The following is a 24,328-nucleotide window of genomic DNA, read 5'->3' as shown; positions in this document are numbered from 1 at the left end:
ATTATAATGGGAAAAATTACAGGATTTCAGGAATTTAACAGGGAGCTTCCCCAAAAAACACCTGTTGCCGAAAGGGTTAAAAATTATAATGAGTTTGTTGGTTTGTATTCTGATGAAAAATTAAACCAGCAATCGGCACGCTGCATGAACTGCGGTATACCATTCTGCCACTCGGGTTGCCCGCTTGGTAATGTTATCCCCGAGTTTAATGATGCCGTGTACCGCAAAAACTGGGATGAAGCATACCAGATATTATCGTCAACAAATAACTTCCCCGAGTTTACCGGCAGGATCTGCCCCGCACCGTGCGAATCGGCATGCGTATTGGGTATCAACAAACCACCGGTAGCTATCGAAGAAATTGAAAAACATATCATAGAGGTTGCCTACTCTAAAAACATGGTTAAACCGGTTGCTCCGCTTATTAAAACAGGCAAAAAGGTAGCTGTAATAGGGTCGGGTCCGGCCGGATTGGCTGCTGCCGCGCAACTAAGTAAAGCAGGCCATGCTGTTACCGTATTTGAGCGTGACGACCGCCCCGGTGGTTTGCTGCGTTACGGTATCCCCGATTTTAAATTGGAAAAATGGGTGATTGACCGCCGTATCCAGATCATGGAAGAGGATGGTATTGAATTTAAATGTAACGCCGAGGTTGGTAAAAACATCCCTGCTGATGAAGTGGTACGTAACCATGATGCAGTAGTTTTGGCAGGTGGTTCAACCATCCCGCGTAACTTACCTATTCCGGGCCGCCATTTTAAAGGCGTATACTTCGCCATGGATTTCTTGAAACAGCAAAATAAACGCGTTAGCAGCATTGCTGTTGAAGGCGAAGACATTTTAGCGACAGATAAAGATGTGGTTGTAATAGGTGGTGGTGATACAGGCAGCGATTGCGTGGGTACATCAAACCGCCAGGGTGCACGTTCGGTTAAGCAATTTGAGGTGATGGTGCAGCCGCCAGAGCAGCGCACACCGCATATGCCATGGCCAACCTACCCAATGGTTTTAAAAACCACCAGCTCGCACGAGGAAGGCGTTGAGCGTTTTTGGGGTATCAACACTAAAGAGTTTTTAGGTGATGCTGATGGCAACCTAACAGCTCTTAAAGTAACCGATGTTAGTTGGGAGATAGATGTGATGGGCCGCCCAATCAAATTCAACGAAGTTGAAGGCAGCGAGCGCGAGATACCTTGCCAACGGGTGTTCCTGGCTATGGGTTTCGTAAACCCGCAGTTTGAAGGCACACTGGAGCAATTGGGTGTTGAACTTGACGAGCGTAACAATGTTAAAGCTAAAGAAGGTGTTTACCGCACCAACGTAAGCAAAGTGTTTGCAGCAGGCGATGTGCGCCGCGGACAATCATTGGTTGTTTGGGCAATATCAGAAGGCCGCGAGGCTGCCCGCAAGGTAGATGAATTTTTGATGGGCCACTCTAACCTGGAAAGCAAAGACGCTGTAAACCAGTTTGAGCAGGTATTTTACTAAGAATAATAAGTCAGTCAGTTATAAACCGAGCCCTTGTCAGTTAATTCTGCAAGGGCTTTTTTGTGGGAGGGATAAGGTTTTACGCAAAAGCGCTAAAGCTTGATTTTATGATGGGTGAATCAAATAGAGGTCTTAAACTCACTTAAAGTTAACAAGCCCAACCAGCAATACTTCCAACATAAATACCCTTATTTAAATTGGCTTTAACCATTATCTTTGGTTATGAGAAAACCAATACTTATCGCGCTTCTTTTATTGGCGGGGCTTCTTACTAAAGCACAAACAACCACACCATACTTAAATGCAAACTGGATGGCTGCCGATAGTGTGGCAAAGGATATTAGCGGCCGTCTAGGCAATGGCTATACTATTAGTGAAACGGTGGTGATTGATGAAGCCGGGCGCAACCTTTATGAACTAAAAAGCTCAGAATTAAACCGCTTAGTAAATATGGAGCTATTCCAAGGTAAAACAGGTGGCGATGCCGATATGGGCAAACCCGCGCAGAAAATCATACAGCAAGTAAACATTACCGGCTTGTTTGCTGATCTGTACCCGGTATATGCCAAAATGTTTGATATTACCGCATCGGCAGACGATATAAAAGCCAAAGGCAGTACCTTTATACCAGCGGTAAAGCAAGGCTCAAAATTATTGCTAGTGTCATTTAGTCGTTCGTTTGCAAATATCCCCGGTGAATGGTTATTACAATTTAAAATAAACTAATGAGTACAATAAAATTAACAGCCGATAAACTTGCAGAAATTGCGTCGGAATATTTTAAAGATTTATTTACCAGTATGGATTTTGCGGTGCAGACTGTCCCCGTTGATGTTTTGCGGTTTACCGGCTCGGTGGCTAATCGTAAAATCTTTCATTCATTTATTTTATTAGAATGGGTGAAGAGTTTTGATGAAGGCATCGAATATAATGAACTGGAAATGTAAAGAGGACTATGGTCGCCATTTTAACACAAAACAATAACTAATTATATATGAAGATATTTATAGTTTTAAACGAAGACGATGATATACTAAAAGTTTGCGATAGTGAATTTTTGGCACTAAAGCGTTTAGCATATTTTAAAGCGGCCAACCCCGGTAAAGAGTTCACTATAAAAGAACAATATTTAGAAAGAGAAGAATTTGAATAATAAAGAGCCACTAACTAAGCGGCTTAATCAAAGGTAGCGTACCTACGGCACGCAATATTATTATTGATGATTTCTCTACCGACCTGTTGCTCCTACGGAGCATTATTTTGAGACGCTGTTTGTCTGTTGGTGATAACACCAATGGCTAAATCAACACTATCAGAAAACAAAAAAGGCACCTTATTAGTGCCTTTTTTGATCTAATTCTATAATCGATTTTACGGTCTGCTTTTCCATGTTTTAAAGGCTTCGTTGTAGCCATCCTCTGTATAAAGCTCAACCTGGAAATAATTCTTTGGATAGTTAATAGCCTGTTTTGTTAATGGGCTGCTGGTGTAAAATACTATATCTTTTGTAGTGTAATTAGCCAGGGCATCGTTCTTCACATGCTTACCATCAAGCCATATGCCATATATATACCCTTTGGCCCATGATTGTAGCTGGCGGGCGTTCGGCGATTGCTTCACAGGTTTATAAAGGCTCCCGGGGGCCGGGAATTTAATTTTCTTCTTTTCGCCAGCGCTCAGATCTTTTCCGTTTTTATCCCTCTGTACCAGGAATTGGCCTTTGCCTGCGGGCTTTGGGAACAAAACCTTTGCTTTTTGTGGTATGGTATCAATAAGGGCAGGTATATTTTTAACTGCCATTGCTTCGGCTCTAATGCAGCATGCGAATACCAGTGCAGTCATTACAGGTGCCAATGCAATTACCTTTAGCATCGCCCTCAGTTTAGGTGTGGTTTGGTTCATCATGATCAATCTTTTTTTAGTTATAGAATAGTTGAAGTTGCTGGTTAGGTTAAGCGTATGGCTAAAACCGGCTTTTGACAATAACAGGCGCTGGTAAGCTTTTAAATTGATGTGGGTGTATGACAACACACCATCATCAGCCAAAAACTCGTGGTTAAGTTGTATGGCCTTTTTATAGAGTATAAAAATAGGGTTGAACCAAAAAACTATCTTAAGCAGTTCAATAAACATGATATCATAAGAATGTCTTTGGTTAGCATGGGTAAACTCATGCAGCAGTAATTGTTGGTCCATCACTTCACTTTCGTATTCGGCTTTGTTTACAAAGATGTAGTTGAAAAAGCTATATGGGATAATATTCTCGGAGACTAAAATCACATTGTAATTCTCAAATTGGTGCCGTTCCCCTTTGCGGATGCGAGTATTGATGTCGTACAGGTTTTTAACGAAGCGGATGAGTAGTATAAAAGCAATTACAGTATAAGCTATTGCCAGGTAATCGGTTATAGTAAGCATTTTGCCTATAGTCATATTTTCAATCTCCACGGATTGTACCGTGGTTTGTATGGACTGTGGTGTGCCCTCATCAATAACATAGTTTACAGGCAAAATATGTACATTCGGCACTGCTGCCTGTGGCAACCTGATAATTATTGCGGAGATGGTTAAACTGAACACCAGGCCTGCCAGCAGGAAAAACCTGTTAAAGCGGTGCATCTTTTCCTTCTCTAATAACAAAAGGTAGGCTGCAAGCAGTAGCACTAAACATACAGCCGATTTGATGAGGTATGCTATCATTTTTTCTTTTTTTGAATTTCCTGGTCGATGATTTTTTTAAGGTCCTGCAACTCTGATTCCGACAGGTTGGTTTCACGGGTAAAAAAAGATGCGAACTGCGATGCCGAATTATTAAAAAAGTTTTTGATTAGGCCATTTACGTGCGTAGAGAAATATTCGGCCTTGGCCTTAAGTGGGTAATACTCCCTTGAATTACCGTAGGTTGTATAGCCCACAAAACCCTTATCGGCCATGCGCTTAAGCAGGGTAGCAATGGTTGTGGTAGCAGGTTTTGGCTCGGAGTATTCATCCAGGATATCTTTCATAAACGCTTTTTCAAGCGACCAGAGGTACTCCATCAATTCTTCTTCCTTTTTCGAAAGTTTCATATTGCTCTACAAATTTACATTATACTCTACAAATGTAGAGATAAAATTAAATAATGCAAGACTTGATGAAAATTTATTTGAAAAAAGGATTATGGTTTACTTATCTGACGGATTTTTCTTGCCTGCCAATAACATATCAACCATTTTGGTGATGCGGTTAATACGGGTTTCTTCCTGCTTGGCACTCAATATCCACACCACATATTCTTTGCGATGCGACCAGGCGAGTTTCTTATAGGTTGCCATAGCTACAGGCGCAGCGGCTAACGCTTCGTGCAGATAGGGTGGAAGGGTTATTTGTTTTTTGTCAACGTCGATATAAGCCGAGTAATCGTTTTCTTTTCGGATGGCTTCTTTACTGGTGCTCGACTTTTTCACTAAATGCTCAGGACGGAAACGCAGAGAACTCCAAATATTGTTGATAGCTACAGCAGCAACCGGGCGCAGGCCATGTTGCTCGGCTTCCGGCCAGCTATTCATCATTGAAAGATCGCTATCAATACCCGAGTTTTTCCTCGGATAAACGATCCAAAATATAGTGTCATCAGTTAGAACAGGCTTTAATTGATCCAAAGCTTGCGCCAGTTCACCACTATTTTTAACAAAAACCTGTACGCCATCGATGCTACCACTTATGTCAAATTTAATTGTCACATCGTCGGGAATTGGCTCAAGCGTTGCAAGGTAATCTTCGGGGGCATTCATCACAAGCCAGCGCTGGCCGGGTTTTATAAGCAGTTTTTTGGCGAGAGGGCTGGGTTGGTTCATGGTTATATTAATAGTTCGGGGCAGCTGCAAATTCATTACCTTCAGCTAAATGGTAGTCATATTTTAATTGGATACCCCTACGGCTTTGAAGTTACATAGCCAAAATAACTTAAGGGGTAAATTTCCAAAAATCCTTAAGGGCTACCGGATATGTGGCCCCGCCAGCAATTTTACTGCTTGCCCCAAGGCCGAAGTATGCGGTGTTGTCAATTACAAATCCAACAGCGGCTGACCGTTCCTGTCCTTTAAAATCCTCGGCTTTAGTCCATGCATCCGTTGCTGTATCATATACCAACACATCTTTACGAAATTTTAAATTTTGGCCAATCCCACCAACAACATAAATTTTGTTGCCTTTAGTAAAAGAAACAGGGTTATAAAGCGGCTCAATAATATCGGCTTTTTTTGTCCATTTGTCAAGAGCAGGATCATATTCCCAAAAATCACTAACAACATCGTCTGCACTGGTACCTCCCCCAACATAAGCCTTGCCATTAACAGAAATACCTATCATTTCGGCAATGCCCGTTCCGGGATAATCTGTCATTTGGGTCCATTCATCCATAGTCGGCGCATATTTCCACACATCCTGTTTTGTTCGCGAAAGGCTGCCGATCAAGTATCCATAATCGCCTATTGAGAAAGATATGGAGCCTTGCCTGTTGCCGCCGGGAAAATTTCCTTTTTCTGTCCAGGTGTCATTAGAAGGATTGTACTCCCAAAAATCATTGTTTAAAAGATTTGTACTATAGTTAAACCCGGTGCCGAGGTATGTTTTGCCGTTTATTGAAAATCCGGCCATTAGCCCCATTCCTTTCCCGGGATAGTTATTTAACTGCGACCAATTATCAGCCGACGCATCGTATTGAAATACATTGGCGACACTGCCAGAAGATCCCTCATATTGCCCGCCAACAACATATCCTTTATTACCCGCGGAAAATCCAAACGTCCAGCGAAGTGCGGTACCCGGATAATTTTGCAGCTGCGTCCAGCCCTTCGGGGCTACTTTTGTGGTATCGGTATTGTTTTCCGTACCCGGTTCAACATTTGTTTTTTCACATGAGGTGATGGCGAAGAGCAATAAGATTGAAATTATCGCCAGATTTAATTTAGGCATAACAATTCAAATAGGTTTATTATATAAAGTTACAATAAAAACTAAATAAAAAAATTTAATTTTCTGATTATCATCGGATTAACATAAACGCCGAGATCCCTAAGAAATGTTATTGAGGGGGGCGCCGTTTAGCAAACTTTCATTGGTATTCCCTATGGATTATCTGCCATGAACTATTTTCGAGTAAAAATCCCACAAAACAATACCCGCTGATACTACAATATTAAAGGAATGCTTGGTGCCAAACTGGGGTATTTCTATGCAGGCATCAATCTGCTGCATCACCTCGTCACTTACGCCGTTTACCTCGTTACCAAATATTAACGCGTATTTTTCATTAGCGGCCGGGGCAAAGGTGTTCAGCATAATGCTGTTTTCGGCCTGTTCAATGGCTATTATTTTGTAACCATCAGCGCGCAGTGCTTCAACGGCCTGTAGGGGCGTTTCAAAATGCATCCAGTTGATAGATTGTGTAGCGCCTAAAGCAGTTTTCTCAATCTCGCGGTGCGGAGGCTGGGCGGTTATACCACACAGGCAGATCTGTTCTACAGCAAAGCCATCGGATGTGCGGAAGATGGAACCGATATTATGCATACTGCGCACATTATCAAGCACTACGGCTACAGGCAGTTTATCCTGCGCTTTAAATTCATCTACAGTAGCACGGTTGAGTTCGTCCAGTTTTAACTTGCGCATATATCGAAATGGTAAACCGCGAAATTACGATTTTACCACTTCATTCAATACACCAACGCCATTACCTATTAACGAGGCGTAAACAGATGGTGCATAGCCTATTTTAGAGGTATAATGTGCACTAACCTCCTCGCTGAATTTATCAAAGGATTCTTTTTTGACCAAAGCTATTGCGCAACCACCAAAGCCTGCACCCGTCATACGTGCACCTGCAACATTTGGGTTGGTTTTAGCATAATCCACAACGGTATCCAATTCTATGCCACTTACTTCGTACAAATCGCGCAGGGATTGGTGCGATGCATACATCAGGCGGCCAAATTCGGCCAGGTTGTTATTGCTCAATGCTTTCGCGGCCAGTTTTACACGGTCGTTCTCTTCTACAACGTGTTTGGCGCGGCCTTGTACAACGGCGTCGGTTATCAGGTGTTTATGTTTATCAAATGTTTCTGAATCGATATCGCACAGGTAGTTAATGTCCAGTTCCTGTTTTAAGGCAGCAAGCGCTGTTTGGCATTCCTGTACGCGTTCGTTGTATTTAGATTCGGCCAGTTTGCGGGGTTTGTTTGTGTTGATGATAGCCAGCAGATAATCGCCAAGGTTACTGTCAACCGCCTGATATTCCAGCGTGTCGCAATTAAGCATCAGGGCTTTGTCCTTTTCGCCAAAAGCAACCGCGAACTGGTCCATTATACCGCAGTTTACACCGATAAATTTATTCTCGACCGCTTGTGATAGCTTCACCAGGTCCAATTTGCTGTATCCGGCGTTAAACAGGTCATTTAGGGCAAATGCTGTAACTACTTCAATTGACGCCGATGATGAAAGGCCTGAACCGATTGGGATATCGCCATAAAACAGCATATCTAAACCTTGCAGATCTTTGCCATCATTCTGAAAATGAGCTATAACACCTACAGGATAATTATACCAAACTTCGCCTGTTTTTTTATGATCGGCGTTTAAAGGCACTTCTGCCTGCTCAGAAAAGTTAAGACTTTTAAAACGGAAAACGTTATCGTTATTTGGAGATATAAGTAAGTAAGAGCCAAAGGTAATTGCACATGGCATAACCAGGCCGCCGTTATAATCAATATGCTCACCAATCAGGTTTACCCTGCCTGGCGAAAAATAAGTATCAGTTGCTTCTTTACCGTATAGTTTAACAAATTCCTGTTGCAGATCAGCTTTCATAATTGGTTGTTGTTTGGAAAGCAAATATTGTAAATTATACAGTTATTTTGTTACCCTAAATGGTTTTTTTGCTAGGTTATTTGCATCCTAAACAGAACTTGCATTTATTTGTTAATTATCTGTTATAAAACATAGCTAAACATGAACCAATATATTGTTACTGCATACGATTACACCGACGAAGGCGCCCTTGAACGCCGCATGAATGTTCGGCCCCATCATTTAGATGGCGCTAAAGAATTAAATGCGAGTGGTAATTATGTGGTAGGAGGGGCCATCCTTAACGATGAAGGTAAAATGATAGGATCGGTAATGATAGTGCAGTTTGAAAGCGAGGAAGAACTACAGGCATGGCAACAGCGCGAACCATACATCACCCAAAAAATATGGGAAACAGTTGATGTGAAGCCGTTCAAAGTGGCTAATGTAGGCTAACGTTTATTCTGCAACTTCTGCTTTTTGGTATTCCCAGGCGCCGGCTGAGTTTCTTGCATAATGGGCGATATAATAAGCACCTTCCGTTTTTAAGCGAAATTCGAAGGTTTGTTCATTAGGGTTATCAGGCAGGAATTGTTCTATAATACTATCCGCTACGAGCCTTACGGTGTCTTCTTTTGGTTGTTGTTCAATTTCAGCTTCGAGGCTAGCCTTATAATCTGCAAAGGTTGCAAAGGTAGGTTGGGCGCCATTAAGTTCGCGGGCGGCGTTAAAAGCAGCTTCTTCAGCTTGTAGCCTGTATTCTTCCATGGCCTTTAATAATCCATCGGCAGCTATTTCTGGCATGCCATCTGCACCCTGCGAATAATAACTATTCAGAATTTCCTCTTTGCTTTTCATCCCGGCAAAAGTACATATAACAAAAAAGGATGCTGAATATTCAGCATCCTTTTTTGTTAATGATCCTTCGAATTATCCTACGGGCGGCGATATACCGTCCAATTCGTCGGTATCTTCGGCATCCAATGTGATATCTGCTGCCTTCATGTTTTCTTCAAGGTGTGTAACACTTGATGTTCCCGGTATCAATAGTATGTTTTTTGAATGGTTCAATAACCAGCTTAATGCTACCTGATGTACAGTCGCGCCATGCTTATCAGCCACCTCCTGCAGTTTTTCCTGGCTCGCTACATTGCCTGCATTAAGGGGGAACCATGGGATGAATGCGATGTTGTTATCCTCGCAATAGTTTAATACACCTTCCCATTTGCGGTTATCAACGCTGTACATGTTTTGCACCGATACCACTTCAAAGTAATCTTGTGCTTTCTTAATATCGTCTATGTCCACTTCCGATAAACCAATGTGTTTTATCTTACCATCTGCCTGGGCTTGTTTTAAAAATTCAAAACTTTGCTCGGCGGGTACGTTAGGATCAATACGGTGGAGTTGATACAGGTCGATCTGATCCAGCTTTAAGCGTTTTAAGCTGCCTTCCAATGCTTCTTTTAAATGTGCAGGACTCGAATTTACAGGCCATTGATCAGGGCCGGTACGTAGCAAACCACCTTTTGTTCCAATTACCAGATCGGCTGGGTAGGGATAAAGTGCCTCGGCGATAAGCTCTTCAGAAATATGCGGACCGTAACTATCGGCAGTATCAATAAAATTAACACCAAGCTCTACAGCCCGTTTTAAAACGCGGATAGCTTCCTCTTTATCTTTTGGCGGGCCCCAAATGCCTTTGCCTGTAATGCGCATGGCACCATAACCTATACGGTTAACGCTAAGTTGGCCACCTATGTTAAATGTTGTTGCGTTACTCATAATTATTAAAATCTTATGATAAAATTGATTAACGCTAAGTAAGCTTTATTGTTCGATGCAATAGCTCATAAAATTGTCATATCGCCCTGCCGCTGGCAATTAAGTAATGCTAAGGAATAAAATTAAGGCAGGTAAATTATCGCCACAAACCAATTATAGCACCCATTAGTGTTAACGATACTATACTGTAACCACCATTTATAAAGATGTAACGCCAGCTTCTCAATTCAAACAAGCTATGAATAGCGATAGCGCCAAACGTCCATATCCCGGCAAGGAAACCGGCCGTTGCGCCCCAGGTAACATCTGTTTTAGCGTCAGCCAAAAACATAGCCAGGTTGGCTGCCATTATTAAAGAAAATAAGGCGGTAAAACCGAATATTTTTCCTTTGTTGCCTTTTTGGATCTCTTCAGCAGTTAGCTTACTATCTGCCATCCAGGCGTTGCCAAATAAAGGTGGTGCATACCAAATGCCGCCAACAGCAAAGCCGGATAAGGCCGCAACTATAACAGCCGGCCAGTTAACCAATGACATATCCATACGTTTGAGATTTAAGTTTACCTAAATGTATGAAATTAACATTGAATTGCGCAAGCTGTAAAACAGCTGTGTTACTTTACGGTATAATGTAATATATATCTGCCTAGGTTTCCGTCTGCATCCATGCCTTCAATGGTAGCACGGTAGTTGCCCTTGCCGTCAGAGGTGAAAAAATCAAATGAAGTAATCCCTGTTTTGTCGGTTTTTACTTTAGGGCTCCAATAAATAGTGCTGCGCAAATCGCCGCCAAAAGCACCTTGTTTTAAAGGATCATATTTTGGCGAATAAAATTCGCGTGGTATGCTATAACCCTGCGCGTTATAAGTAAGCAGGTTGCCTTTTGGTAACATTTCCTGCAGTTGGGCAAATGTAATTTTTGATTTTTCTACCTTTTTAGTGATAATAGATACAATACCATCTGTTTGATAATTTTTGTTAATGTTACTAAAACCATCGCTCTTAAAAATCTCTACATTTTCAACGCTAGCTCCATTAATGCTTCCCAGGTAACTAAAATCAACAGGGCTGCCATTTACAAATACCTGCATTGGCAAACGGTTTGGGTTAGAAACATTTTTAGTAAAATAAAGGTTGTTTTCTTCCACCGAAACGCCTAATAACATCGAGGGTAAACATTGGAACAGATTACCGCAATCTTTAAACCGTTCGCGCCTTAGCTCCTGATCGGCCATCATAGGTAGGGTGGACAGCGACCCATAATCATTATGAGTGGGCCTTTTAACCAACGATGTGGATTTTATTACAACTTCTTTTAAGATGTGTAAATTCTCATACTGCCTTTTGCTATTTGTAAGTAAGGTTTTAAAAGAGCTATCAATATTGGCTACCTCATCTAAAGCATTAATATTTTTTGTAGCCGGCTGGTAACTGTCGCCGTTTACCGATATCATAAGGTTTTTACTGAGGGGGTTGTTACGGGCGCTAATAATTACCTGCGACGAATCTGGAAAATTAAGCTTAGGGAATTTAAAGTTCCCCGTCATATCCGTCATGGTTTCCGCATATAGGTTCTTCCCAGGAATTTGAAGACGTAAATTACCTTTTGATATGGGCATGCCGGTATTGTTACGCAACATTCCTGCTATCTCAAGCCCCTGCTGTTCGGGGTAAAGATATATCTGCGGGAACTTACCGGTTAAAATATTACGGTATGATATGCGGCGATAACCTTGTGTAAGCATTAAAATATCAAGGTTCGCATCTACATCCGCATTTTTACTTATAAAATAGTAGTTCGGCTTTTCAATGTATCCTTTTATATCAGATGTAAGCAACAGGTTAGTCATAATGGTAGTTTCGGCGTTCTCATCAAACGGTACTTTTGATTCATCGATAACCGAAACCGAAAATTCACCTTCTACCGGTAATGCATTGTTTTTTGCTGAAACCAATAGTTTAACTTTTTGCCTTATCGCGTATGTTTTACGATCGGCAGTAAGCGATAAATTAAGCATATCGTTACGCTTTATAAATACAATGCGTTCGCTTAGCGCAATGCCCCTTTCAGAGAAAAGCGTTAATTGTACAATGCCGGTAGGGAACTTACTTTTTGGGATAGGCGCGCTATAGCTGGGCGTTTGTAAGGCAGTTTGGGCCGCAAAATAAATAGCACCGCCACTTTGGGCTACGATATAATACATTTTCCCCTGGTTTGCTTTAAAATATGGGTCGTTTGCCGATAGTTTAATGTTCAGGTTTTCGGGATCGTTATTATATACAGCTAAGGTAATGCCTGCCGGTTTAATGCGCGGCATATCATAGGTTGTTGATACCCCATCAGGGAAAGTAATGTTTGCCTTGTACGTTTTACCATCCTCGGGCAGTATGGCAAATACGCCCATACCTAAATGTTGTGATTCCAGGTTGGCGACTACTGCGCCGGTATTATCTGTAATAATGCCTTTAATATTGATACCCAAGCCATTGGTGTTAACGGCTTTAAAGGCTACTTTAGACCGTACACCAAGTGTAAGCTCGCCGCCTTCGGGGAAAAATTGCACATCGCGTTCGGCAATAGCTGAATTTAGAGGGAACTTATTTAAAGATTCTTTACGGTTTCCCAATTCTATCGAAGTAGTCAGGATCGCATTTTTTAGGGAGGTATTGGCATTTTCGTTTAGCACTACAGTTAGTATTCCGTTTTGGTCTGTAGTACCTTTGCCTTTACTAAGTTCGTCGCCGTTTGCATTGGATATGCTCCAGTTTACTTTTTTGTTTGATAATACTTCGCCCGGCTGCTTGTAGCTAATTGCGGCACTTACTTTTGGTTTGCCCGCTACCGCTGTTGTATTGAAAGATATATTTGTGTTAACGTTTGCCTGTATAGTATTGCCAATGGCTATGTTCTTATTGTAAAAATAATCGGAGTCAAAGTTGCGCATCCATGCAGTATATGCCCGTAAGTGATAATTGCCCTGCTTGTAAGCATCCGGAGAAAGAATAATATTGCCATGTGCAACGCCATTTACAACCGGCAGCTTTAGTATTTTTACTAACGAATCCTGATTAGCAATATCAACATATACAATATTACTTAGTGACGATGGCTGATGTTTATCAAGGGTTACATAGGCTTTAAACCAAATAGTGTCGCCTGCGGCATAATAAGGCTTATCTAAATGAAGGTAAACTTTCTCAATTGGAAAGCTGCTGATAAACTTTGCTGTTTTAGTAATGATGGTATTTAAGCTAACAGTATCCCTTTGTGCAAAGGCGGGTGCAATTAAACAGGTAGTCAGGAATATGACCAACGCGATTTTTTTCAGGCTCATATAATAATTAAAGTAGCGTGGCTAATATAAACATTTAGCTTTACTGCATGTTCAAAGGTATGAGTTTTAACATTTCATTAACGTTTAGGATAATGAAAAACACCCATAAGTGTACTGTATAAACGGGTTTTTAAAAAAAAGTATTATTGTAATTTACCTGCTACAAAACAAAGCTATATGCCAACCGAAATAGAGAGGAAATTTTTAGTCGATCACCAAAAATGGGGAGCATTTATTAAGCCCACGGGCAAACTGTATAAGCAAGGCTATATATTAAGCGACGAAAAGCGTACAGTTAGGATACGTGTTACCAGTGATGCTGCCTATATCACGCTTAAGGGGGCATCAACCGGCATTAGCCGCAGCGAATATGAATACACTATACCCGTAAACGAAGGGAACGAGATACTGGATAACTTTGCCACATCATTAATACAAAAAACGCGCTACAACATTGAATATGCGGGGCACACTTGGGAAGTAGATGTTTTTACCGGTGATAACAACGGACTTATTGTTGCCGAGATAGAGTTACAAAATGAAGATGAACAATTTGAAAAGCCCGAATGGGTAGGGCAGGAAGTAAGCCACGATAACCGTTATACTAATGCCAGCCTATCTGTTTATCCTTATAAAGACTGGAAATAAATTGAAGATTTTTTATCACATAAAAAAACCTGCCTTTATTAGGGCAGGTTTTTTGTAGGTGTAAAATATTATTTACCAGCCAGAGCCTTTTTTAGCGTTACCATTTTTAACGTGTTCTTCTGCTGTAGCTTTGCCCATGATAGCAGCCATTTTGTTACCTTCTGCATCTTTACCTGTAGCAATGTATCTGCCAGATTTAATGTCGATAACAGGGTCAATCATTGGAACATTTTTAGTTTTTGTTTTTACTGAATACGCGGTGATTCCTGAAGCTGCCATGTTTAGTTTTTTTTAAGTTTTTTAATTGTAACTGGATTAATTGTGTTTTTGTTTTATTATCTGTTAACTTGTTTCAACACATTAACAGGTAATACTTGTAATATGAGGCAATATATGTATTTATACTTAACTAACAAATTATACAAATGTTCATTTTTTTGAACATATTAACGAATATATAGCCGAATCGAGGAAATTGCCATTAAAGTAGTAGTTCTCTTTAAAGTACCCCTCGCGCACAAAGCCGGTTTTCTCCAGCAGTTTTATTGATGCCTGATTGGCCGGGTTGGCATTTGCTTCTATAGAATGCAGCCCTATATTATTAAAGCCATATTGTATTACCATGTTTAATGCTTCGCTCATTAGGCCTTTGCCCTGGTATGCCGGGTTAAGCATGTAGCCAATTTCGGCGCGGTAATGCTCGGGTAACATTCGCCAGTAGCCTATTGTGCCTATTAACGTGTCAGAATCTTGCAGCGTAATGGCCCACAATATAGATTCGTTTTTTTGCTGCAGCAGGTCCACCTTATTTATCCATTCGTCAACTTCGGTTACAGAAGCAGGGAGGGGCCTGTCAATATATTTCATTACCTCTTCATTACTTCGCATGGCGTAAATTTCAGCGGCATCGTTGTTTGTAACAGCCCGTAGTTTTAGGCGCGGACTAAACAATTGAGGGGAAGGGTGCAGCTTTAATTTAAGCATAATTTATACCTTATAAATATAAGGTGTTAGGCGATGTATATAATAAGGTATGGAACTTTTTATAGACTTTAGCGTTTACCTATCAGCAATAAACAAACAACATGAAACTATACACTATTATTAGCCTGTGTACATTGGCTCTTGCCTCGTGCGCAGGTAACGGAAACAAAAGCGCAGATACTACCAAAACAGCAGCAGAAGATACCACTCAAGCCGGCAAGCTAAATGCACCTGCCCAAAACATGGAATATTGTTTTATACGTACCGAGGGTACAAGTAACCAGGATACTACAGCGGTTCATTTAGTAATAAACGCAAATAAGGTAAGTGGCGAAATGAATTGGATCCCAAAAGAAAAGGATGCACGTAAAGGGACTTTATTAGGAACTATATCTGGTAACGATATTAAAGCGGTGTGGACTTTTATGCAGGAAGGGATGAAAGATACGCTTTCAGTTGAGCTGGAGCTATCGGCTCAACAGTTATTACAAAAGCCATTTAAGGTAACCAGTGCGGGGCGCCAAGAAGTAGATAGGGCTGCCGCGTATACTATAATATATAAGCTTGATAATTGCGAGAAGTTTAAAACTCCTGTAAAACCAGCTTTATAAGGAACAATGAGTTTGAGTACTCCTACCTCAATGCCTCATTATTATAATGGGGCATTTTTTATGTGTCAGTTTCTGGATTGTTTTAATTAATCAGCAGTTGCGATATCCGATTTTGGTGCTGATGAGCTTTTAACAGAAACGGTTATACTATCTTCTTTCAATTTATTTGATTCGATCTTAGTATCAGCTTTTGTAGTAAGCGAAAATGCGGTTACTGCCGATGTTAAAACTAATGCTGCAGCTATGATTATCTTTTTCATATAGTGTTTATCTATTGGAACTTTTAGGTGGTTTGATTAATCGGCAGTTGCGATATCTGATTTTGGCGCATTAACGTTTTTAACAGAAACGGTTACACTGTCTTCCTGCAATTTATTCGATTCAACTTTGCTATCAGTTTTTGTTGTAAGCGAAAACGCAGTTACTACTGATGTTAAAACTAATGCTGCTGCTATGATTATCTTTTTCATGTTTGTGTGTTTATTAAAGTTGTAAGGGATAATAATTAATTAGTCTGCAGTGCCTACGTCTTTTTTGTTATCGGCAGTACCAACATCTTTCTTGTTATCAGCGGTGCCTAGATCTTTTTTATTGTCAGCGGTACCTACATCCTTTTTGTTATCGGCAGTGCCAACGTCTTTTTTGTTTGAGAAAGCTGATGCGCTAACGGTAGTTGCTGATAAAGTGCTGAATATGATTGCTGCTGCTATGATTAATTTTTTCATGATCGTATTTGGAAATGTTTTTTATGATTTGTATTAGTTGATTGTCGTGTTGTTGTTGATTGTAATTAGTCTGCAGTGCCTACGTCTTTTTTGTTATCGGCAGTACCAACATCTTTCTTGTTATCAGCGGTGCCTACATCTTTTTTATTGTCAGCGGTACCTACATCCTTTTTGTTATCGGCAGTGCCAACGTCTTTTTTGTTTGAGAAAGCTGATGCGCTAACGGTAGTTGCTGATAAAGTGCTGAATATGATTGCTGCTGCTATGATTAATTTTTTCATGATCTTATTTTGAAGTATTTTTTATGATTTGTGTTAATTGATTGTCGTGTTGTTGTTGATTGTAATTAGTCTGCGGTACCTACGTCTTTTTTGTTATCGGCAGTACCAACATCTTTCTTGTTATCTGCGGTGCCTACATCTTTTTTATTGTCAGCAGTACCTACATCCTTTTTGTTATCGGCAGTGCCAACGTCTTTTTTGTTTGAGAAAGTTGAAGCGTTAACGGTGGTTGCGGTTAAAGTGCTGAATATGATTGCTGCTGCTATGATTAATTTTTTCATGATCTTATTTGAAGTATTTTTTATGATTTGTGTTAATTGATTGTCGTGTTGTTGTTGATTGTAATTAGTCTGCGGTACCTACATCCTTTTTGTTATCGGCAGTACCAACATCTTTCTTGTTATCTGCGGTGCCTACATCTTTTTTATTGTCAGCAGTACCTACATCCTTTTTGTTATCGGCAGTGCCAACGTCTTTTTTGTTTGAGAAAGTTGAAGCGTTAACGGTGGTTGCGGTTAAAGTGCTGAATATGATTGCTGCTGCTATGATTAATTTTTTCATGATCTTATTTGAAGTATTTTTTATGATTTGTGTTAATTGATTGTCGTGTTGTTGTTGATTGTAATTAGTCTGCGGTACCTACGTCTTTTTTGTTATCGGCAGTACCAACATCTTTCTTGTTATCTGCGGTGCCTACGTCTTTTTTATTGTCAGCAGTACCCACATCCTTTTTGTTATCTGCAGTGCCAACGTCTTTTTTGTTTGAAGTGGCTTTTGCCGGGGAAGCATTGTTATTAACGGTTAAAGTTGCTGCTGATAAAGCGCCTGTGCTGAATATTAATGCTGCTGCTATGATGAATTTTTTCATGATCGTATTGAAATGTTTTTATGATTTGTGTTAATTGCTATCGTGTTGTTAGTTATAATTAGTCGGCGGTGCCTACGTCCTTTTTGTTAGCTGTAGTGCTTCTCTCAATTGTTGCTGTAGGTTTAGCGGTGTTTTCTTTTGTGCATGATGGTAAGATGCCTGCGCTTAATAGTAATAATGCTACTGCTGTTATGATGGTCTTTTTCATGATGGTTTATTTTAGTTGTTAAGGGGGTATTTTATTTTATGAATTAATTAATCGGCAGTACCAATGTCTTTTTTAAATGTCATTGTGTTTTGCACGAAGGTGGCAGTAGGTTTTACGGTTACCTGTTTGGTGTATGACGGTAAAACTGCTGTTGTTAAAACTAATGCTGCTGCTATGATCAACTTTTTCATAATGATTTATTTTAGGTTGTTAGGGGTATTTGTTAATAGGGTTAAATTAATCGGCAGTGCCAATGTCTTTTTTAAATGTCATTGTGTTTTGCACGAAGGTGGCAGTAGGTTTTACGTTTACCTGTTTGGTGTATGACGGTAAAACTGCTGTTGTTAAAACTAATGCTGCTGCTATGATCAACTTTTTCATAATAATTTATTTTAGGTTGTTAGGGGGCTTGTTGATAGGTTAATTAATCTGCAGTGCCAATGTCTTTTTTAAATGTCATTGTGCTTTGCATGAAGGGGGCATTGGGTTTTACAGTCACCTGTTTGGTAAATGATGGTAAAATGCCTGTTGATGAAATTAGTGCTGCTGCTATAATTAACTTTTTCATAACTGTGTTTTTTAATATTCTTTTCTAACTTATTTCTTTATTAATCTGCCGTGCCAATATCTTTTCTTATACCGGTAGTAGCCTTTAAAAATATATCCATTGTTGTACGCACACTTGTTTGTTTAACGCAGGAGGATAGTAACACGCCGCTTATTAACACTATGTATGCAAGTAGATTTCTTTTCATATTATTTTTCATTTTATTAACCTGTAAACAAATGTTAATTATATGGCTACTTTATCTCCATTTAAATTGGAAATTGTAACTATAAGTTAACAACATTAGCATATTTATTCGTACTATTGAATATTGTTCAATAATATATTATAGCACACTTAACTAATTAATAGTCAGTATATTAACAGCACAAATATAAGTATGTTTTTCATTTATAAGGTAACAATTTTTAACAATTTTTTGTGCTTGTTTTTTTAAAAATTTAACCTTATGTATTATTGTTGTATTTATTTTATAACTTTCACCATAATATAACGTATAGAGCCCTAATGAATAGAATTTTTACTCTTCTTATTTTCTTTTTTGTTTGTAGTACTGTATATGCGAAGGGTAATGTGGATGTTGATGTTGCTGCACAGGATACAAACGAAGTAATAAAATTAAATAAGCAAGCTTACGATAACCGCTTAACAAGCCCGGATCAAACAGTTAGTTACGCATCCAAAGCGCTGGCTATTGCAGAAAAGGCCGGTTACGATAAAGGGATAGGCGAGGCTTATCGTGTGAGGGGTATTGGTAAATATTATTTAAACCAGGCAAGCGCAGCTATTCATGATTATTTACAGGCACTCTCTTACTTTTCAAAAATTAAAGACCTACGAAGCCAGGCAAAAGTTTATAATAATATAGGCAACTTATATCTGGATAATAATTACGCAAACTCATTAGAGTATTTAAAAAAAGCCTTAGTTATTGCCGAAAAACTGGCTGATAAGCAGTTAACAGGTTCTCTTTATTTAAATATTGGTAACGTTTATTATCGTAAAAAAAGCTTTTATCAGGCTTTAACTTATTATGACAAGGGTAATGAGATCTTTTCCTCTATTAAAGATTCGGTAAACCTTATTCAGGCGCTTCAAAACAGGGGGGTAATTTATTTTAATCTTAATCAATATGATATTGCCGAAAAGCTGTTATTGGCGGCCAATAAAGCGGCTAAAGAAAGAGATTTGAATAAACCCGTTGCCAGTACAAACTTAACGCTTGCATCGCTATATATCGCGCAAAAGAGGTTCGACGATGCAGAGAAGATTGTAAGGGAAGGGCAGGCTTACTCAAAAGCTGTTAAAGATGAGAAACTGGAGTCTGATTATAATTACACTATTTATCAGTTAGAGGCTAAGCGTAAGAACTACGAACGTGCTTTGTATTATCTGCAAATGATATTTAGGCAAGACAGTACGATTTATACTTCTAACGAGTCTACTCAAATAAGCATGCTGCAGGAGCAATTTAAACAGCAGGCAAGGCAGCGCGAAAATGAGCTTATTATACAAAGGCAACAAAACGATCGTATTAAGTTTTGGGCGGTAACTATTGTGGCCGGTTTGTTATTGGTAGTAATAGCCCTTTTAATAAGCAATGTTAAACGTAAAACGTTAACAAATACCAAACTTACCGAACTTAATGAAGAGGTTTCCCGACAGAAGGATAACCTTGACAGGGTAAATCATCATCTTGAAGAAATTATTGATGAGCGTACAAAAGACCTGCAGATAAAGAACAAGAAGCTTTCCGAGTATTCGTCCTATTTGTCACACCAAATACGGGGGCCGATAGCCACACTGCGCGGCTTAATGAATTTAGAGAAAGAAGGGCTTGTGGATGAAAAGGAATGTATTAATATGATGGATAAGTGCGTATCCGATATTGATCAGAAGATCATCGAAATGAGTGAGATGCTTAATGATACCAGTAAAAAGGTTTTTTAATTGATCATTATCCTCAACTTGGATAGGTACTATGTATCTGTGCTTCAAATAATCCCAAATACATACAATACATTGATATCATTTGCAGGATAAGTAATTGTCTGTGTCGTTTATAGCCTTCAGTTTCAAAGGCCAGGGTTTCATTACCTGCAGTAACAAAAAACCTTACCTCACCCTTCCTGGGTTTTACACGTGTTTTTACCAACCCAGATGCTTTAACTTTTAACTTGCTGCGCCTATCATGTATGGTCCCACCTTTTGGCAAGTCGGCATTTGAAATAGATATCATGTAATTTGACATAGTATTTTTTGTTATACTATAGTCATTACAATTTTAAATCCAAATAACCTGATTAGGCTTCTTTAAAATGCAAAACGGTAATAAATCGACCCGTATTTTCATCTCACTTAAATTAATTAAAGGTTAGTTTAAAGTACTTAAATGAAAGTGAATAAAAATCACTTTATTACCGCAATAAAAAAGGACTAACTGTTGTATTTATTGAACAGTGTCAGTTGCACTTACATGGCAACATTGTTTTTGTTTAGTAATTCTTCATAAAGTAAAATTACTTTACGTTGCAAATTGGCTATCTCTGCTTCTCTGTCAACAAGTTTTTTCTGAATAATGCTCAGGCTTAGGTCTTGCGTGCTTGGCTCCTGGGTATATTCAAGCGAAAGCAAGTTAACAACGCTTACCTCAAATATATTAGCAATTTGCTCCAGTCTTGATAAGTTGATATCGGTAACTCCCGTTTCAATTTTTGAAAACGCAGGGATGGATATACCTAAACGGTTTGCCACATCTTCCTGGCTCCAGCCATGTTCATGGCGTAGGGTGCGAATATTTTTACCGGCAGACTTGTTAGTCTTCTTTTTTATAGTCTCGCTCATCATGTACATAATAATAAATATTAGTTAAGGGAAAAGGTTATTAATACTTATCCAAACCTAATGCCACTTATCAAATACACCTTAATTATGCCGGATTAACGGATAGTTAAATGTTGTTGCGTGAAAATTGTGGAATTTGTTCTACAAATAGTGGGAATATATATTACTCTACCCCACTAATTATACTCAGTTTCGCGAATTTTAAGAGCAGTTGTTTTTGGCCAATTTCTTTAAAAAATATGGTTGCTTTTATATCGGGTTTATTGCCTTCCAGCGTAAGTACCTTACCAAACCCAAAACGCTCATGTTCTACCTGCATACCAACCTGCAGGTTTGAGGTATCTGACGGTTTAAAATCCGGCGATGGCACGTGGGCTTTTGCCAGTATAGATGTTGTTTTAACCGGCGGTGCAGTAGCGGCTTTTGGTTTTGAGAACGTATCGGCTTTTCTGCTCCAGGCGTTACGCTCATCATCAAATGAACCTGAAGATACAGGTTTGGCTGTAAAGTCAAGTTCCAGGTACTTAGCGTCTATCTCATCTAAAAAGCGGCTTGGCTCGCAACTTATTAACGTGCCAAACTTAAAACGCGATGTTGCGTAACTAATGGTTAACTTATATTCTGCACGGGTAATGGCCACGTAAAACAGGCGGCGTTCCTCCTCCAGATCGCTGCGCGAGTTAAGCGACATTTGAGATGGGAACAGGTTTTCTTCAAGCCCTACAATGTGTACTTGTGGGAATTCCAACCCTTTTGATGAGTGGATCGTCATCAAAGATACCGTGTCTGCATCCTTATCTTTATCCTTGTCATCGTTGGTTAACAGGGCTACATCCTGCATAAAAACGTCAAGTCCCTTTTCTTCAATATCTTCCCGTTCCGAGAACTCCTTTATCCCGTTTAACAGCTCTTGTATGTTTTCATAACGGTTAAGTCCTTCAATAGACTTATCTTCATACAGGTCTTTAAGCAAACCCGAGTGTTGCGCAATATGTAATGCAGCTTCATAAGCGCTCTGGTTTTTGGTTATAACCTGAAAACTCTGTATCATAGCCGCGAAAGCATGTAATGATGCCGGGGCTTTTTCTATATACCTGTTCGCTTCTATGATCACCTCGAAAGGGGTGATGCTGTTTTTATCTGCTGCAACAATTATCCTATCTACCGTGGTATCCCCAATTCCACGTTTTGGGTAGTTAATAACACGTTTAAGCGCTTCCTCGTCGTTGGGGTTAAACGTAAGGCGGAAGTAGGCTATAAGGTCTTTGATCTCTTTACGCTGATAAAAAGATAGTCCTCCGTATATTTTATACGGGATCCCATTCTTGCGTAAAGCCTCCTCCATAGAGCGCGATTGCGCGTTGGTACGGTACAGAATAGCGAAATCGTGCCACTTTAAACCGTTGGTACTGCGCTGCTGCATAATAGCATCGGCTACCAGCTTACCTTCCTCGTTATCGCTAAAGGCGCGCATAACTTTTATTTTATCGCCGGTTTCTTTTTCAGAGAAAACGTTCTTTTTAAGCTGCTCTTTATTGTTGGCTATTACGCTATTGGCAACATTCACAATGTTTTGGGTAGAACGATAGTTCTGCTCCAGCTTAAATATCTTCAAATCAGGGTAATCCTTCTCAAAATTTAGGATGTTCTGGATATTAGCCCCACGGAAAGCATAGATACTCTGCGCATCGTCACCTACCACACATATATTCTCGTTAACCGCGGCAAGGCGCTTAACAATCAGGTATTGCGAAAAGTTGGTATCCTGGTACTCATCTACCATCAGGTATTTAAACTTCTGCTGGTATTTGTTCAGTACCTCGGGGTGTTTTTTCAGTAACTCGTTGGTTTTGAAGAGCAAATCGTCGAAATCCATAGCTCCGGCACGGTAACAACGCTGTGCATAAGTTTCGTAGATCTTGCCCAGCATGCCACGGCCGCTGCTAAAATCATCGGCCTGTATCTGCTCGTTATTTTGATATTCCTGCCAGCCAACCAGGTTGTTTTTTGCAGCAGAGATTCTGTTTAGTACAAAATTTACGCTGTACAGCTTATCATCAAGCTGCATTTCCTTTAAAATAGCGCGCAGTACGCTTTTGCTATCGTCCGTGTCGTATATGGTAAAGTTGTTTGGGTAGCCAATTTTATCGGCTTCAACCCGCAGTAATTTGGCAAAAACCGAGTGGAAGGTACCCATCCATATGTTTTTGGCTTCGGGGCCGCAAATATGGTTGATACGCTCGCGCATTTCGCGGGCGGCCTTGTTGGTAAACGTAAGTACCAGTATATTAAAGCTATCTACACCGCTGCGAATAAGGTGCGCAACCCTGTAAGTAATAACACGTGTTTTACCCGAACCTGCACCGGCAATAATCATTACCGGGCCTTTTATTTGTAATACTGCGGCCTTTTGCTCGGGATTTAACCCCTCTAAATAATCCAAATCCTGTTCCTCTTTTCTTATACTGCGAAATTAGTTATTTGCATGAGAAAGCTAAATAAATTGGCAACTGAAATTTTCCACGTACCCAATTTTGTCAACGATTTGATAATTACCCGCGAAAACGCATGTTTCGTTATAAGCAATATTCGGTGACGAAATTGGCGCCAAAAAACGACTTTTAAACGGATAAAAACGCCCCTGAAACGCCCTGCAGGTGTCTTAATTTGGGTGTTTTTGTTCCATTTTTTTCCAAAACGGGGAACGGTCAAAAATTTGTTGTTTTCCGGAGGTTTTTATAACCGCTTTTTTATCGCCTGGTAAATTATCCAGCCGAAGGGTAGCAGCCAGATCATATCGTTCCAAACGTTCACCCAAAAAAAGGAGGGAGCAAGCTTGCCTAACCAGATATAATATACCGAACCAATTGGCCCCAGCACCTTGCCGATAAAACCAACCAGTATCAGTGGCCAGTAGGCAACCGGATCTTTCGAGGCGAAATAATAGGCAATGCCATAAACCCCAACCAGCATTCCTACGCAACGCAGAATGATGAGCAGGAAATCGGTAGGGGGATTACCGAAAAGGATGATTTGCGGCCAGACGGAAATAACTATCCCCCAAAAAATGTTGTAAATAGCGGCGAGGAACATAATGGTTTTGGCCGCTTTGAGTTTGGGGATGTTATTCATTTGCAATAATGCTGTGAAGTTAATGATC

The 24,328-nt window shown here is 39.9% G+C and carries 36 protein-coding genes; 8 read left to right on the top strand and 28 right to left on the bottom strand.

Annotated features, from left to right (window positions below):
- The first annotated feature begins 6 nt into the window (after positions 1–6).
- The 4 genes from NPE20_RS08050 to NPE20_RS08035 all read left to right on the top strand — a co-directional run bounded on the left by NPE20_RS08050 (position 7) and on the right by NPE20_RS08035 (position 2,641).
- Positions 7–1,488, top strand: a complete 1,482-nt coding sequence (locus NPE20_RS08050) for a glutamate synthase subunit beta (protein WP_256538101.1) — start codon at positions 7–9, stop codon at positions 1,486–1,488.
- Between the two features lie 222 nt (positions 1,489–1,710).
- The gene (locus NPE20_RS08045) at positions 1,711–2,214 is read left to right on the top strand and encodes a hypothetical protein (RefSeq protein ID WP_256538100.1); all 504 of its coding nucleotides are present in this window, start codon (positions 1,711–1,713) and stop codon (positions 2,212–2,214) included.
- Positions 2,214–2,435, top strand: a complete 222-nt coding sequence (locus NPE20_RS08040) for a hypothetical protein (RefSeq protein ID WP_256538099.1) — start codon at positions 2,214–2,216, stop codon at positions 2,433–2,435. The genes NPE20_RS08045 and NPE20_RS08040 overlap by 1 nt, the downstream gene beginning before the upstream one ends.
- Before the next feature lie 47 nt (positions 2,436–2,482).
- Positions 2,483–2,641 (top strand): hypothetical protein, encoded by a 159-nt coding sequence (locus NPE20_RS08035; RefSeq protein ID WP_256538098.1) that lies wholly within the window; start codon positions 2,483–2,485, stop codon positions 2,639–2,641.
- A 218-nt stretch (positions 2,642–2,859) separates the two neighbouring features.
- Here the strand turns inward: NPE20_RS08035 and NPE20_RS08030 are convergent, their stop codons facing one another.
- The 6 genes from NPE20_RS08030 to NPE20_RS08005 all read right to left on the bottom strand — a co-directional run bounded on the left by NPE20_RS08030 (position 2,860) and on the right by NPE20_RS08005 (position 8,334).
- Positions 2,860–4,188, bottom strand: coding sequence for a M56 family metallopeptidase (locus NPE20_RS08030; protein WP_256538097.1), 1,329 nt, complete (start codon positions 4,186–4,188; stop codon positions 2,860–2,862).
- A complete protein-coding gene (locus NPE20_RS08025) occupies positions 4,185–4,556 on the bottom strand; it encodes a BlaI/MecI/CopY family transcriptional regulator (RefSeq protein ID WP_256538096.1) in 372 nt (123 codons plus the stop codon). Before NPE20_RS08025 ends, NPE20_RS08030 begins: the two co-directional genes overlap by 4 nt.
- Positions 4,557–4,652: 96 nt before the next feature.
- A complete protein-coding gene (locus tag NPE20_RS08020; protein ID WP_256538095.1) occupies positions 4,653–5,324 on the bottom strand; it encodes a YdeI/OmpD-associated family protein in 672 nt (223 codons plus the stop codon).
- A gap of 109 nt (positions 5,325–5,433) precedes the next feature.
- The gene (locus NPE20_RS08015; protein WP_256538094.1) at positions 5,434–6,444 is read right to left on the bottom strand and encodes a Kelch repeat-containing protein; all 1,011 of its coding nucleotides are present in this window, start codon (positions 6,442–6,444) and stop codon (positions 5,434–5,436) included.
- A 159-nt stretch (positions 6,445–6,603) separates the two neighbouring features.
- Entirely contained in the window at positions 6,604–7,140 is a 537-nt protein-coding gene (locus tag NPE20_RS08010) for an RNA methyltransferase (protein WP_256538093.1), read from the bottom strand.
- A 24-nt stretch (positions 7,141–7,164) separates the two neighbouring features.
- Positions 7,165–8,334, bottom strand: coding sequence for a galactokinase (locus NPE20_RS08005; RefSeq protein WP_256538092.1), 1,170 nt, complete (start codon positions 8,332–8,334; stop codon positions 7,165–7,167).
- 141 nt (positions 8,335–8,475) lie between these two features.
- On the opposite strand from NPE20_RS08005, the gene NPE20_RS08000 reads away from it, so the two are divergent.
- Positions 8,476–8,769, top strand: coding sequence for a YciI family protein (locus tag NPE20_RS08000; RefSeq protein ID WP_256538091.1), 294 nt, complete (start codon positions 8,476–8,478; stop codon positions 8,767–8,769).
- A gap of 3 nt (positions 8,770–8,772) precedes the next feature.
- Here the strand turns inward: NPE20_RS08000 and NPE20_RS07995 are convergent, their stop codons facing one another.
- The 4 genes from NPE20_RS07995 to NPE20_RS07980 all read right to left on the bottom strand — a co-directional run bounded on the left by NPE20_RS07995 (position 8,773) and on the right by NPE20_RS07980 (position 13,431).
- Entirely contained in the window at positions 8,773–9,171 is a 399-nt protein-coding gene (locus tag NPE20_RS07995; protein WP_256538090.1) for a hypothetical protein, read from the bottom strand.
- Positions 9,172–9,243: 72 nt separating this feature from the next.
- Entirely contained in the window at positions 9,244–10,098 is an 855-nt protein-coding gene (locus tag NPE20_RS07990; protein ID WP_256538089.1) for an aldo/keto reductase, read from the bottom strand.
- Between the two features lie 136 nt (positions 10,099–10,234).
- A complete protein-coding gene (locus tag NPE20_RS07985; protein ID WP_256538088.1) occupies positions 10,235–10,639 on the bottom strand; it encodes a DUF1761 domain-containing protein in 405 nt (134 codons plus the stop codon).
- Positions 10,640–10,710: 71 nt separating this feature from the next.
- A complete protein-coding gene (locus NPE20_RS07980; RefSeq protein WP_256538087.1) occupies positions 10,711–13,431 on the bottom strand; it encodes a carboxypeptidase regulatory-like domain-containing protein in 2,721 nt (906 codons plus the stop codon).
- A 177-nt stretch (positions 13,432–13,608) separates the two neighbouring features.
- Between NPE20_RS07980 and NPE20_RS07975 the strand changes: the two genes are divergently transcribed.
- Positions 13,609–14,079, top strand: coding sequence for a CYTH domain-containing protein (locus tag NPE20_RS07975; RefSeq protein WP_256538086.1), 471 nt, complete (start codon positions 13,609–13,611; stop codon positions 14,077–14,079).
- Positions 14,080–14,151: 72 nt separating this feature from the next.
- Here the strand turns inward: NPE20_RS07975 and NPE20_RS07970 are convergent, their stop codons facing one another.
- Both NPE20_RS07970 and NPE20_RS07965 read right to left on the bottom strand, forming a co-directional pair.
- Positions 14,152–14,358: a hypothetical protein gene (locus NPE20_RS07970; RefSeq protein ID WP_129878044.1), complete on the bottom strand. Its 207-nt coding sequence runs from the start codon at positions 14,356–14,358 to the stop codon at positions 14,152–14,154.
- Between the two features lie 150 nt (positions 14,359–14,508).
- On the bottom strand, positions 14,509–15,063 hold the full coding sequence (locus NPE20_RS07965) for a GNAT family N-acetyltransferase (protein WP_256538085.1): 555 nt from the start codon (positions 15,061–15,063) through the stop codon (positions 14,509–14,511).
- Positions 15,064–15,164: 101 nt separating this feature from the next.
- Between NPE20_RS07965 and NPE20_RS07960 the strand changes: the two genes are divergently transcribed.
- Positions 15,165–15,674 (top strand): hypothetical protein, encoded by a 510-nt coding sequence (locus NPE20_RS07960; RefSeq protein WP_256538084.1) that lies wholly within the window; start codon positions 15,165–15,167, stop codon positions 15,672–15,674.
- Between the two features lie 86 nt (positions 15,675–15,760).
- Here the strand turns inward: NPE20_RS07960 and NPE20_RS07955 are convergent, their stop codons facing one another.
- The 12 genes from NPE20_RS07955 to NPE20_RS07900 form a co-directional block, all read right to left on the bottom strand.
- The gene (locus NPE20_RS07955; RefSeq protein WP_256538083.1) at positions 15,761–15,934 is read right to left on the bottom strand and encodes a hypothetical protein; all 174 of its coding nucleotides are present in this window, start codon (positions 15,932–15,934) and stop codon (positions 15,761–15,763) included.
- 36 nt (positions 15,935–15,970) lie between these two features.
- Entirely contained in the window at positions 15,971–16,144 is a 174-nt protein-coding gene (locus NPE20_RS07950) for a hypothetical protein (protein WP_256538082.1), read from the bottom strand.
- Between the two features lie 39 nt (positions 16,145–16,183).
- Positions 16,184–16,399: a hypothetical protein gene (locus NPE20_RS07945; RefSeq protein ID WP_256538081.1), complete on the bottom strand. Its 216-nt coding sequence runs from the start codon at positions 16,397–16,399 to the stop codon at positions 16,184–16,186.
- A 65-nt stretch (positions 16,400–16,464) separates the two neighbouring features.
- A complete protein-coding gene (locus NPE20_RS07940; RefSeq protein WP_256538080.1) occupies positions 16,465–16,680 on the bottom strand; it encodes a hypothetical protein in 216 nt (71 codons plus the stop codon).
- Between the two features lie 65 nt (positions 16,681–16,745).
- On the bottom strand, positions 16,746–16,961 hold the full coding sequence (locus NPE20_RS07935; RefSeq protein WP_256538079.1) for a hypothetical protein: 216 nt from the start codon (positions 16,959–16,961) through the stop codon (positions 16,746–16,748).
- A gap of 64 nt (positions 16,962–17,025) precedes the next feature.
- The gene (locus NPE20_RS07930) at positions 17,026–17,241 is read right to left on the bottom strand and encodes a hypothetical protein (RefSeq protein ID WP_256538079.1); all 216 of its coding nucleotides are present in this window, start codon (positions 17,239–17,241) and stop codon (positions 17,026–17,028) included.
- Positions 17,242–17,305: 64 nt separating this feature from the next.
- A complete protein-coding gene (locus NPE20_RS07925; RefSeq protein WP_256538078.1) occupies positions 17,306–17,548 on the bottom strand; it encodes a hypothetical protein in 243 nt (80 codons plus the stop codon).
- A 58-nt stretch (positions 17,549–17,606) separates the two neighbouring features.
- Complete coding sequence (locus NPE20_RS07920; protein ID WP_256538077.1) at positions 17,607–17,756, bottom strand: hypothetical protein; 150 nt, start codon at positions 17,754–17,756, stop codon at positions 17,607–17,609.
- Positions 17,757–17,803: 47 nt separating this feature from the next.
- A complete protein-coding gene (locus NPE20_RS07915) occupies positions 17,804–17,947 on the bottom strand; it encodes a hypothetical protein (RefSeq protein WP_256538076.1) in 144 nt (47 codons plus the stop codon).
- Between the two features lie 46 nt (positions 17,948–17,993).
- Positions 17,994–18,137: a hypothetical protein gene (locus NPE20_RS07910; protein ID WP_256538075.1), complete on the bottom strand. Its 144-nt coding sequence runs from the start codon at positions 18,135–18,137 to the stop codon at positions 17,994–17,996.
- 43 nt (positions 18,138–18,180) lie between these two features.
- Positions 18,181–18,324, bottom strand: a complete 144-nt coding sequence (locus NPE20_RS07905) for a hypothetical protein (protein WP_256538074.1) — start codon at positions 18,322–18,324, stop codon at positions 18,181–18,183.
- Positions 18,325–18,364: 40 nt separating this feature from the next.
- Positions 18,365–18,511: a hypothetical protein gene (locus tag NPE20_RS07900; RefSeq protein WP_256538073.1), complete on the bottom strand. Its 147-nt coding sequence runs from the start codon at positions 18,509–18,511 to the stop codon at positions 18,365–18,367.
- Positions 18,512–18,831: 320 nt separating this feature from the next.
- On the opposite strand from NPE20_RS07900, the gene NPE20_RS07895 reads away from it, so the two are divergent.
- The gene (locus NPE20_RS07895) at positions 18,832–20,274 is read left to right on the top strand and encodes a tetratricopeptide repeat protein (RefSeq protein ID WP_256538072.1); all 1,443 of its coding nucleotides are present in this window, start codon (positions 18,832–18,834) and stop codon (positions 20,272–20,274) included.
- 13 nt (positions 20,275–20,287) lie between these two features.
- Here NPE20_RS07895 and NPE20_RS07890 read toward each other — a convergent pair whose 3' ends face one another.
- From NPE20_RS07890 to NPE20_RS07875, 4 genes are all read right to left on the bottom strand, one after another.
- The gene (locus tag NPE20_RS07890; protein WP_256538071.1) at positions 20,288–20,563 is read right to left on the bottom strand and encodes a hypothetical protein; all 276 of its coding nucleotides are present in this window, start codon (positions 20,561–20,563) and stop codon (positions 20,288–20,290) included.
- Positions 20,564–20,796: 233 nt separating this feature from the next.
- Positions 20,797–21,171, bottom strand: coding sequence for a helix-turn-helix domain-containing protein (locus tag NPE20_RS07885; protein ID WP_256538070.1), 375 nt, complete (start codon positions 21,169–21,171; stop codon positions 20,797–20,799).
- A 160-nt stretch (positions 21,172–21,331) separates the two neighbouring features.
- Positions 21,332–23,611 carry an ATP-dependent helicase gene (locus NPE20_RS07880; RefSeq protein WP_256538069.1) on the bottom strand — a complete coding sequence of 760 codons (2,280 nt, stop codon included), beginning with the start codon at positions 23,609–23,611 and terminating at the stop codon, positions 21,332–21,334.
- A 293-nt stretch (positions 23,612–23,904) separates the two neighbouring features.
- Positions 23,905–24,300, bottom strand: a complete 396-nt coding sequence (locus NPE20_RS07875) for a hypothetical protein (RefSeq protein ID WP_256538068.1) — start codon at positions 24,298–24,300, stop codon at positions 23,905–23,907.
- Between the last annotated feature and the right edge of the window lie 28 nt (positions 24,301–24,328).

It is taken from the genome of Mucilaginibacter aquariorum (assembly GCF_024498135.1).
Taxonomy (GTDB): domain Bacteria; phylum Bacteroidota; class Bacteroidia; order Sphingobacteriales; family Sphingobacteriaceae; genus Mucilaginibacter; species Mucilaginibacter aquariorum.
This window is presented reverse-complemented; position numbering and strand designations above follow the sequence as displayed.

What these genes read in the sequence shown, in the direction of transcription:
- NPE20_RS08000 (WP_256538091.1), top strand. Translation starts at nt 8,476, where the DNA reads ATGAACCAATATATTGTTACTGCATACGATTACACCGACGAAGGCGCC.
- NPE20_RS07975 (WP_256538086.1), top strand. Translation starts at nt 13,609, where the DNA reads ATGCCAACCGAAATAGAGAGGAAATTTTTAGTCGATCACCAAAAATGG.
- NPE20_RS08015 (WP_256538094.1), bottom strand. Translation starts at nt 6,444, where the DNA reads ATGCCTAAATTAAATCTGGCGATAATTTCAATCTTATTGCTCTTCGCC.
- NPE20_RS07915 (WP_256538076.1), bottom strand. Translation starts at nt 17,947, where the DNA reads ATGAAAAAGTTGATCATAGCAGCAGCATTAGTTTTAACAACAGCAGTT.
- NPE20_RS07910 (WP_256538075.1), bottom strand. Translation starts at nt 18,137, where the DNA reads ATGAAAAAGTTGATCATAGCAGCAGCATTAGTTTTAACAACAGCAGTT.
- NPE20_RS07920 (WP_256538077.1), bottom strand. Translation starts at nt 17,756, where the DNA reads ATGAAAAAGACCATCATAACAGCAGTAGCATTATTACTATTAAGCGCA.
- NPE20_RS08045 (WP_256538100.1), top strand. Translation starts at nt 1,711, where the DNA reads ATGAGAAAACCAATACTTATCGCGCTTCTTTTATTGGCGGGGCTTCTT.
- NPE20_RS08050 (WP_256538101.1), top strand. Translation starts at nt 7, where the DNA reads ATGGGAAAAATTACAGGATTTCAGGAATTTAACAGGGAGCTTCCCCAA.
- NPE20_RS07960 (WP_256538084.1), top strand. Translation starts at nt 15,165, where the DNA reads ATGAAACTATACACTATTATTAGCCTGTGTACATTGGCTCTTGCCTCG.
- NPE20_RS07985 (WP_256538088.1), bottom strand. Translation starts at nt 10,639, where the DNA reads ATGGATATGTCATTGGTTAACTGGCCGGCTGTTATAGTTGCGGCCTTA.
- NPE20_RS08030 (WP_256538097.1), bottom strand. Translation starts at nt 4,188, where the DNA reads ATGATAGCATACCTCATCAAATCGGCTGTATGTTTAGTGCTACTGCTT.
- NPE20_RS07890 (WP_256538071.1), bottom strand. Translation starts at nt 20,563, where the DNA reads ATGATATCTATTTCAAATGCCGACTTGCCAAAAGGTGGGACCATACAT.
- NPE20_RS07885 (WP_256538070.1), bottom strand. Translation starts at nt 21,171, where the DNA reads ATGATGAGCGAGACTATAAAAAAGAAGACTAACAAGTCTGCCGGTAAA.
- NPE20_RS07965 (WP_256538085.1), bottom strand. Translation starts at nt 15,063, where the DNA reads ATGCTTAAATTAAAGCTGCACCCTTCCCCTCAATTGTTTAGTCCGCGC.
- NPE20_RS07955 (WP_256538083.1), bottom strand. Translation starts at nt 15,934, where the DNA reads ATGAAAAAGATAATCATAGCTGCAGCATTAGTTTTAACATCGGCAGTA.
- NPE20_RS07930 (WP_256538079.1), bottom strand. Translation starts at nt 17,241, where the DNA reads ATGAAAAAATTAATCATAGCAGCAGCAATCATATTCAGCACTTTAACC.
- NPE20_RS08040 (WP_256538099.1), top strand. Translation starts at nt 2,214, where the DNA reads ATGAGTACAATAAAATTAACAGCCGATAAACTTGCAGAAATTGCGTCG.
- NPE20_RS07940 (WP_256538080.1), bottom strand. Translation starts at nt 16,680, where the DNA reads ATGAAAAAATTAATCATAGCAGCAGCAATCATATTCAGCACTTTATCA.
- NPE20_RS07925 (WP_256538078.1), bottom strand. Translation starts at nt 17,548, where the DNA reads ATGAAAAAATTCATCATAGCAGCAGCATTAATATTCAGCACAGGCGCT.
- NPE20_RS07875 (WP_256538068.1), bottom strand. Translation starts at nt 24,300, where the DNA reads ATGAATAACATCCCCAAACTCAAAGCGGCCAAAACCATTATGTTCCTC.
- NPE20_RS07980 (WP_256538087.1), bottom strand. Translation starts at nt 13,431, where the DNA reads ATGAGCCTGAAAAAAATCGCGTTGGTCATATTCCTGACTACCTGTTTA.
- NPE20_RS07990 (WP_256538089.1), bottom strand. Translation starts at nt 10,098, where the DNA reads ATGAGTAACGCAACAACATTTAACATAGGTGGCCAACTTAGCGTTAAC.
- NPE20_RS07950 (WP_256538082.1), bottom strand. Translation starts at nt 16,144, where the DNA reads ATGAAAAAGATAATCATAGCAGCAGCATTAGTTTTAACATCAGTAGTA.
- NPE20_RS08010 (WP_256538093.1), bottom strand. Translation starts at nt 7,140, where the DNA reads ATGCGCAAGTTAAAACTGGACGAACTCAACCGTGCTACTGTAGATGAA.
- NPE20_RS07945 (WP_256538081.1), bottom strand. Translation starts at nt 16,399, where the DNA reads ATGAAAAAATTAATCATAGCAGCAGCAATCATATTCAGCACTTTATCA.
- NPE20_RS08020 (WP_256538095.1), bottom strand. Translation starts at nt 5,324, where the DNA reads ATGAACCAACCCAGCCCTCTCGCCAAAAAACTGCTTATAAAACCCGGC.
- NPE20_RS08005 (WP_256538092.1), bottom strand. Translation starts at nt 8,334, where the DNA reads ATGAAAGCTGATCTGCAACAGGAATTTGTTAAACTATACGGTAAAGAA.
- NPE20_RS07905 (WP_256538074.1), bottom strand. Translation starts at nt 18,324, where the DNA reads ATGAAAAAGTTAATTATAGCAGCAGCACTAATTTCATCAACAGGCATT.
- NPE20_RS07995 (WP_256538090.1), bottom strand. Translation starts at nt 9,171, where the DNA reads ATGAAAAGCAAAGAGGAAATTCTGAATAGTTATTATTCGCAGGGTGCA.
- NPE20_RS07900 (WP_256538073.1), bottom strand. Translation starts at nt 18,511, where the DNA reads ATGAAAAGAAATCTACTTGCATACATAGTGTTAATAAGCGGCGTGTTA.
- NPE20_RS08035 (WP_256538098.1), top strand. Translation starts at nt 2,483, where the DNA reads ATGAAGATATTTATAGTTTTAAACGAAGACGATGATATACTAAAAGTT.
- NPE20_RS08025 (WP_256538096.1), bottom strand. Translation starts at nt 4,556, where the DNA reads ATGAAACTTTCGAAAAAGGAAGAAGAATTGATGGAGTACCTCTGGTCG.
- NPE20_RS07895 (WP_256538072.1), top strand. Translation starts at nt 18,832, where the DNA reads ATGAATAGAATTTTTACTCTTCTTATTTTCTTTTTTGTTTGTAGTACT.
- NPE20_RS07970 (WP_129878044.1), bottom strand. Translation starts at nt 14,358, where the DNA reads ATGGCAGCTTCAGGAATCACCGCGTATTCAGTAAAAACAAAAACTAAA.
- NPE20_RS07935 (WP_256538079.1), bottom strand. Translation starts at nt 16,961, where the DNA reads ATGAAAAAATTAATCATAGCAGCAGCAATCATATTCAGCACTTTAACC.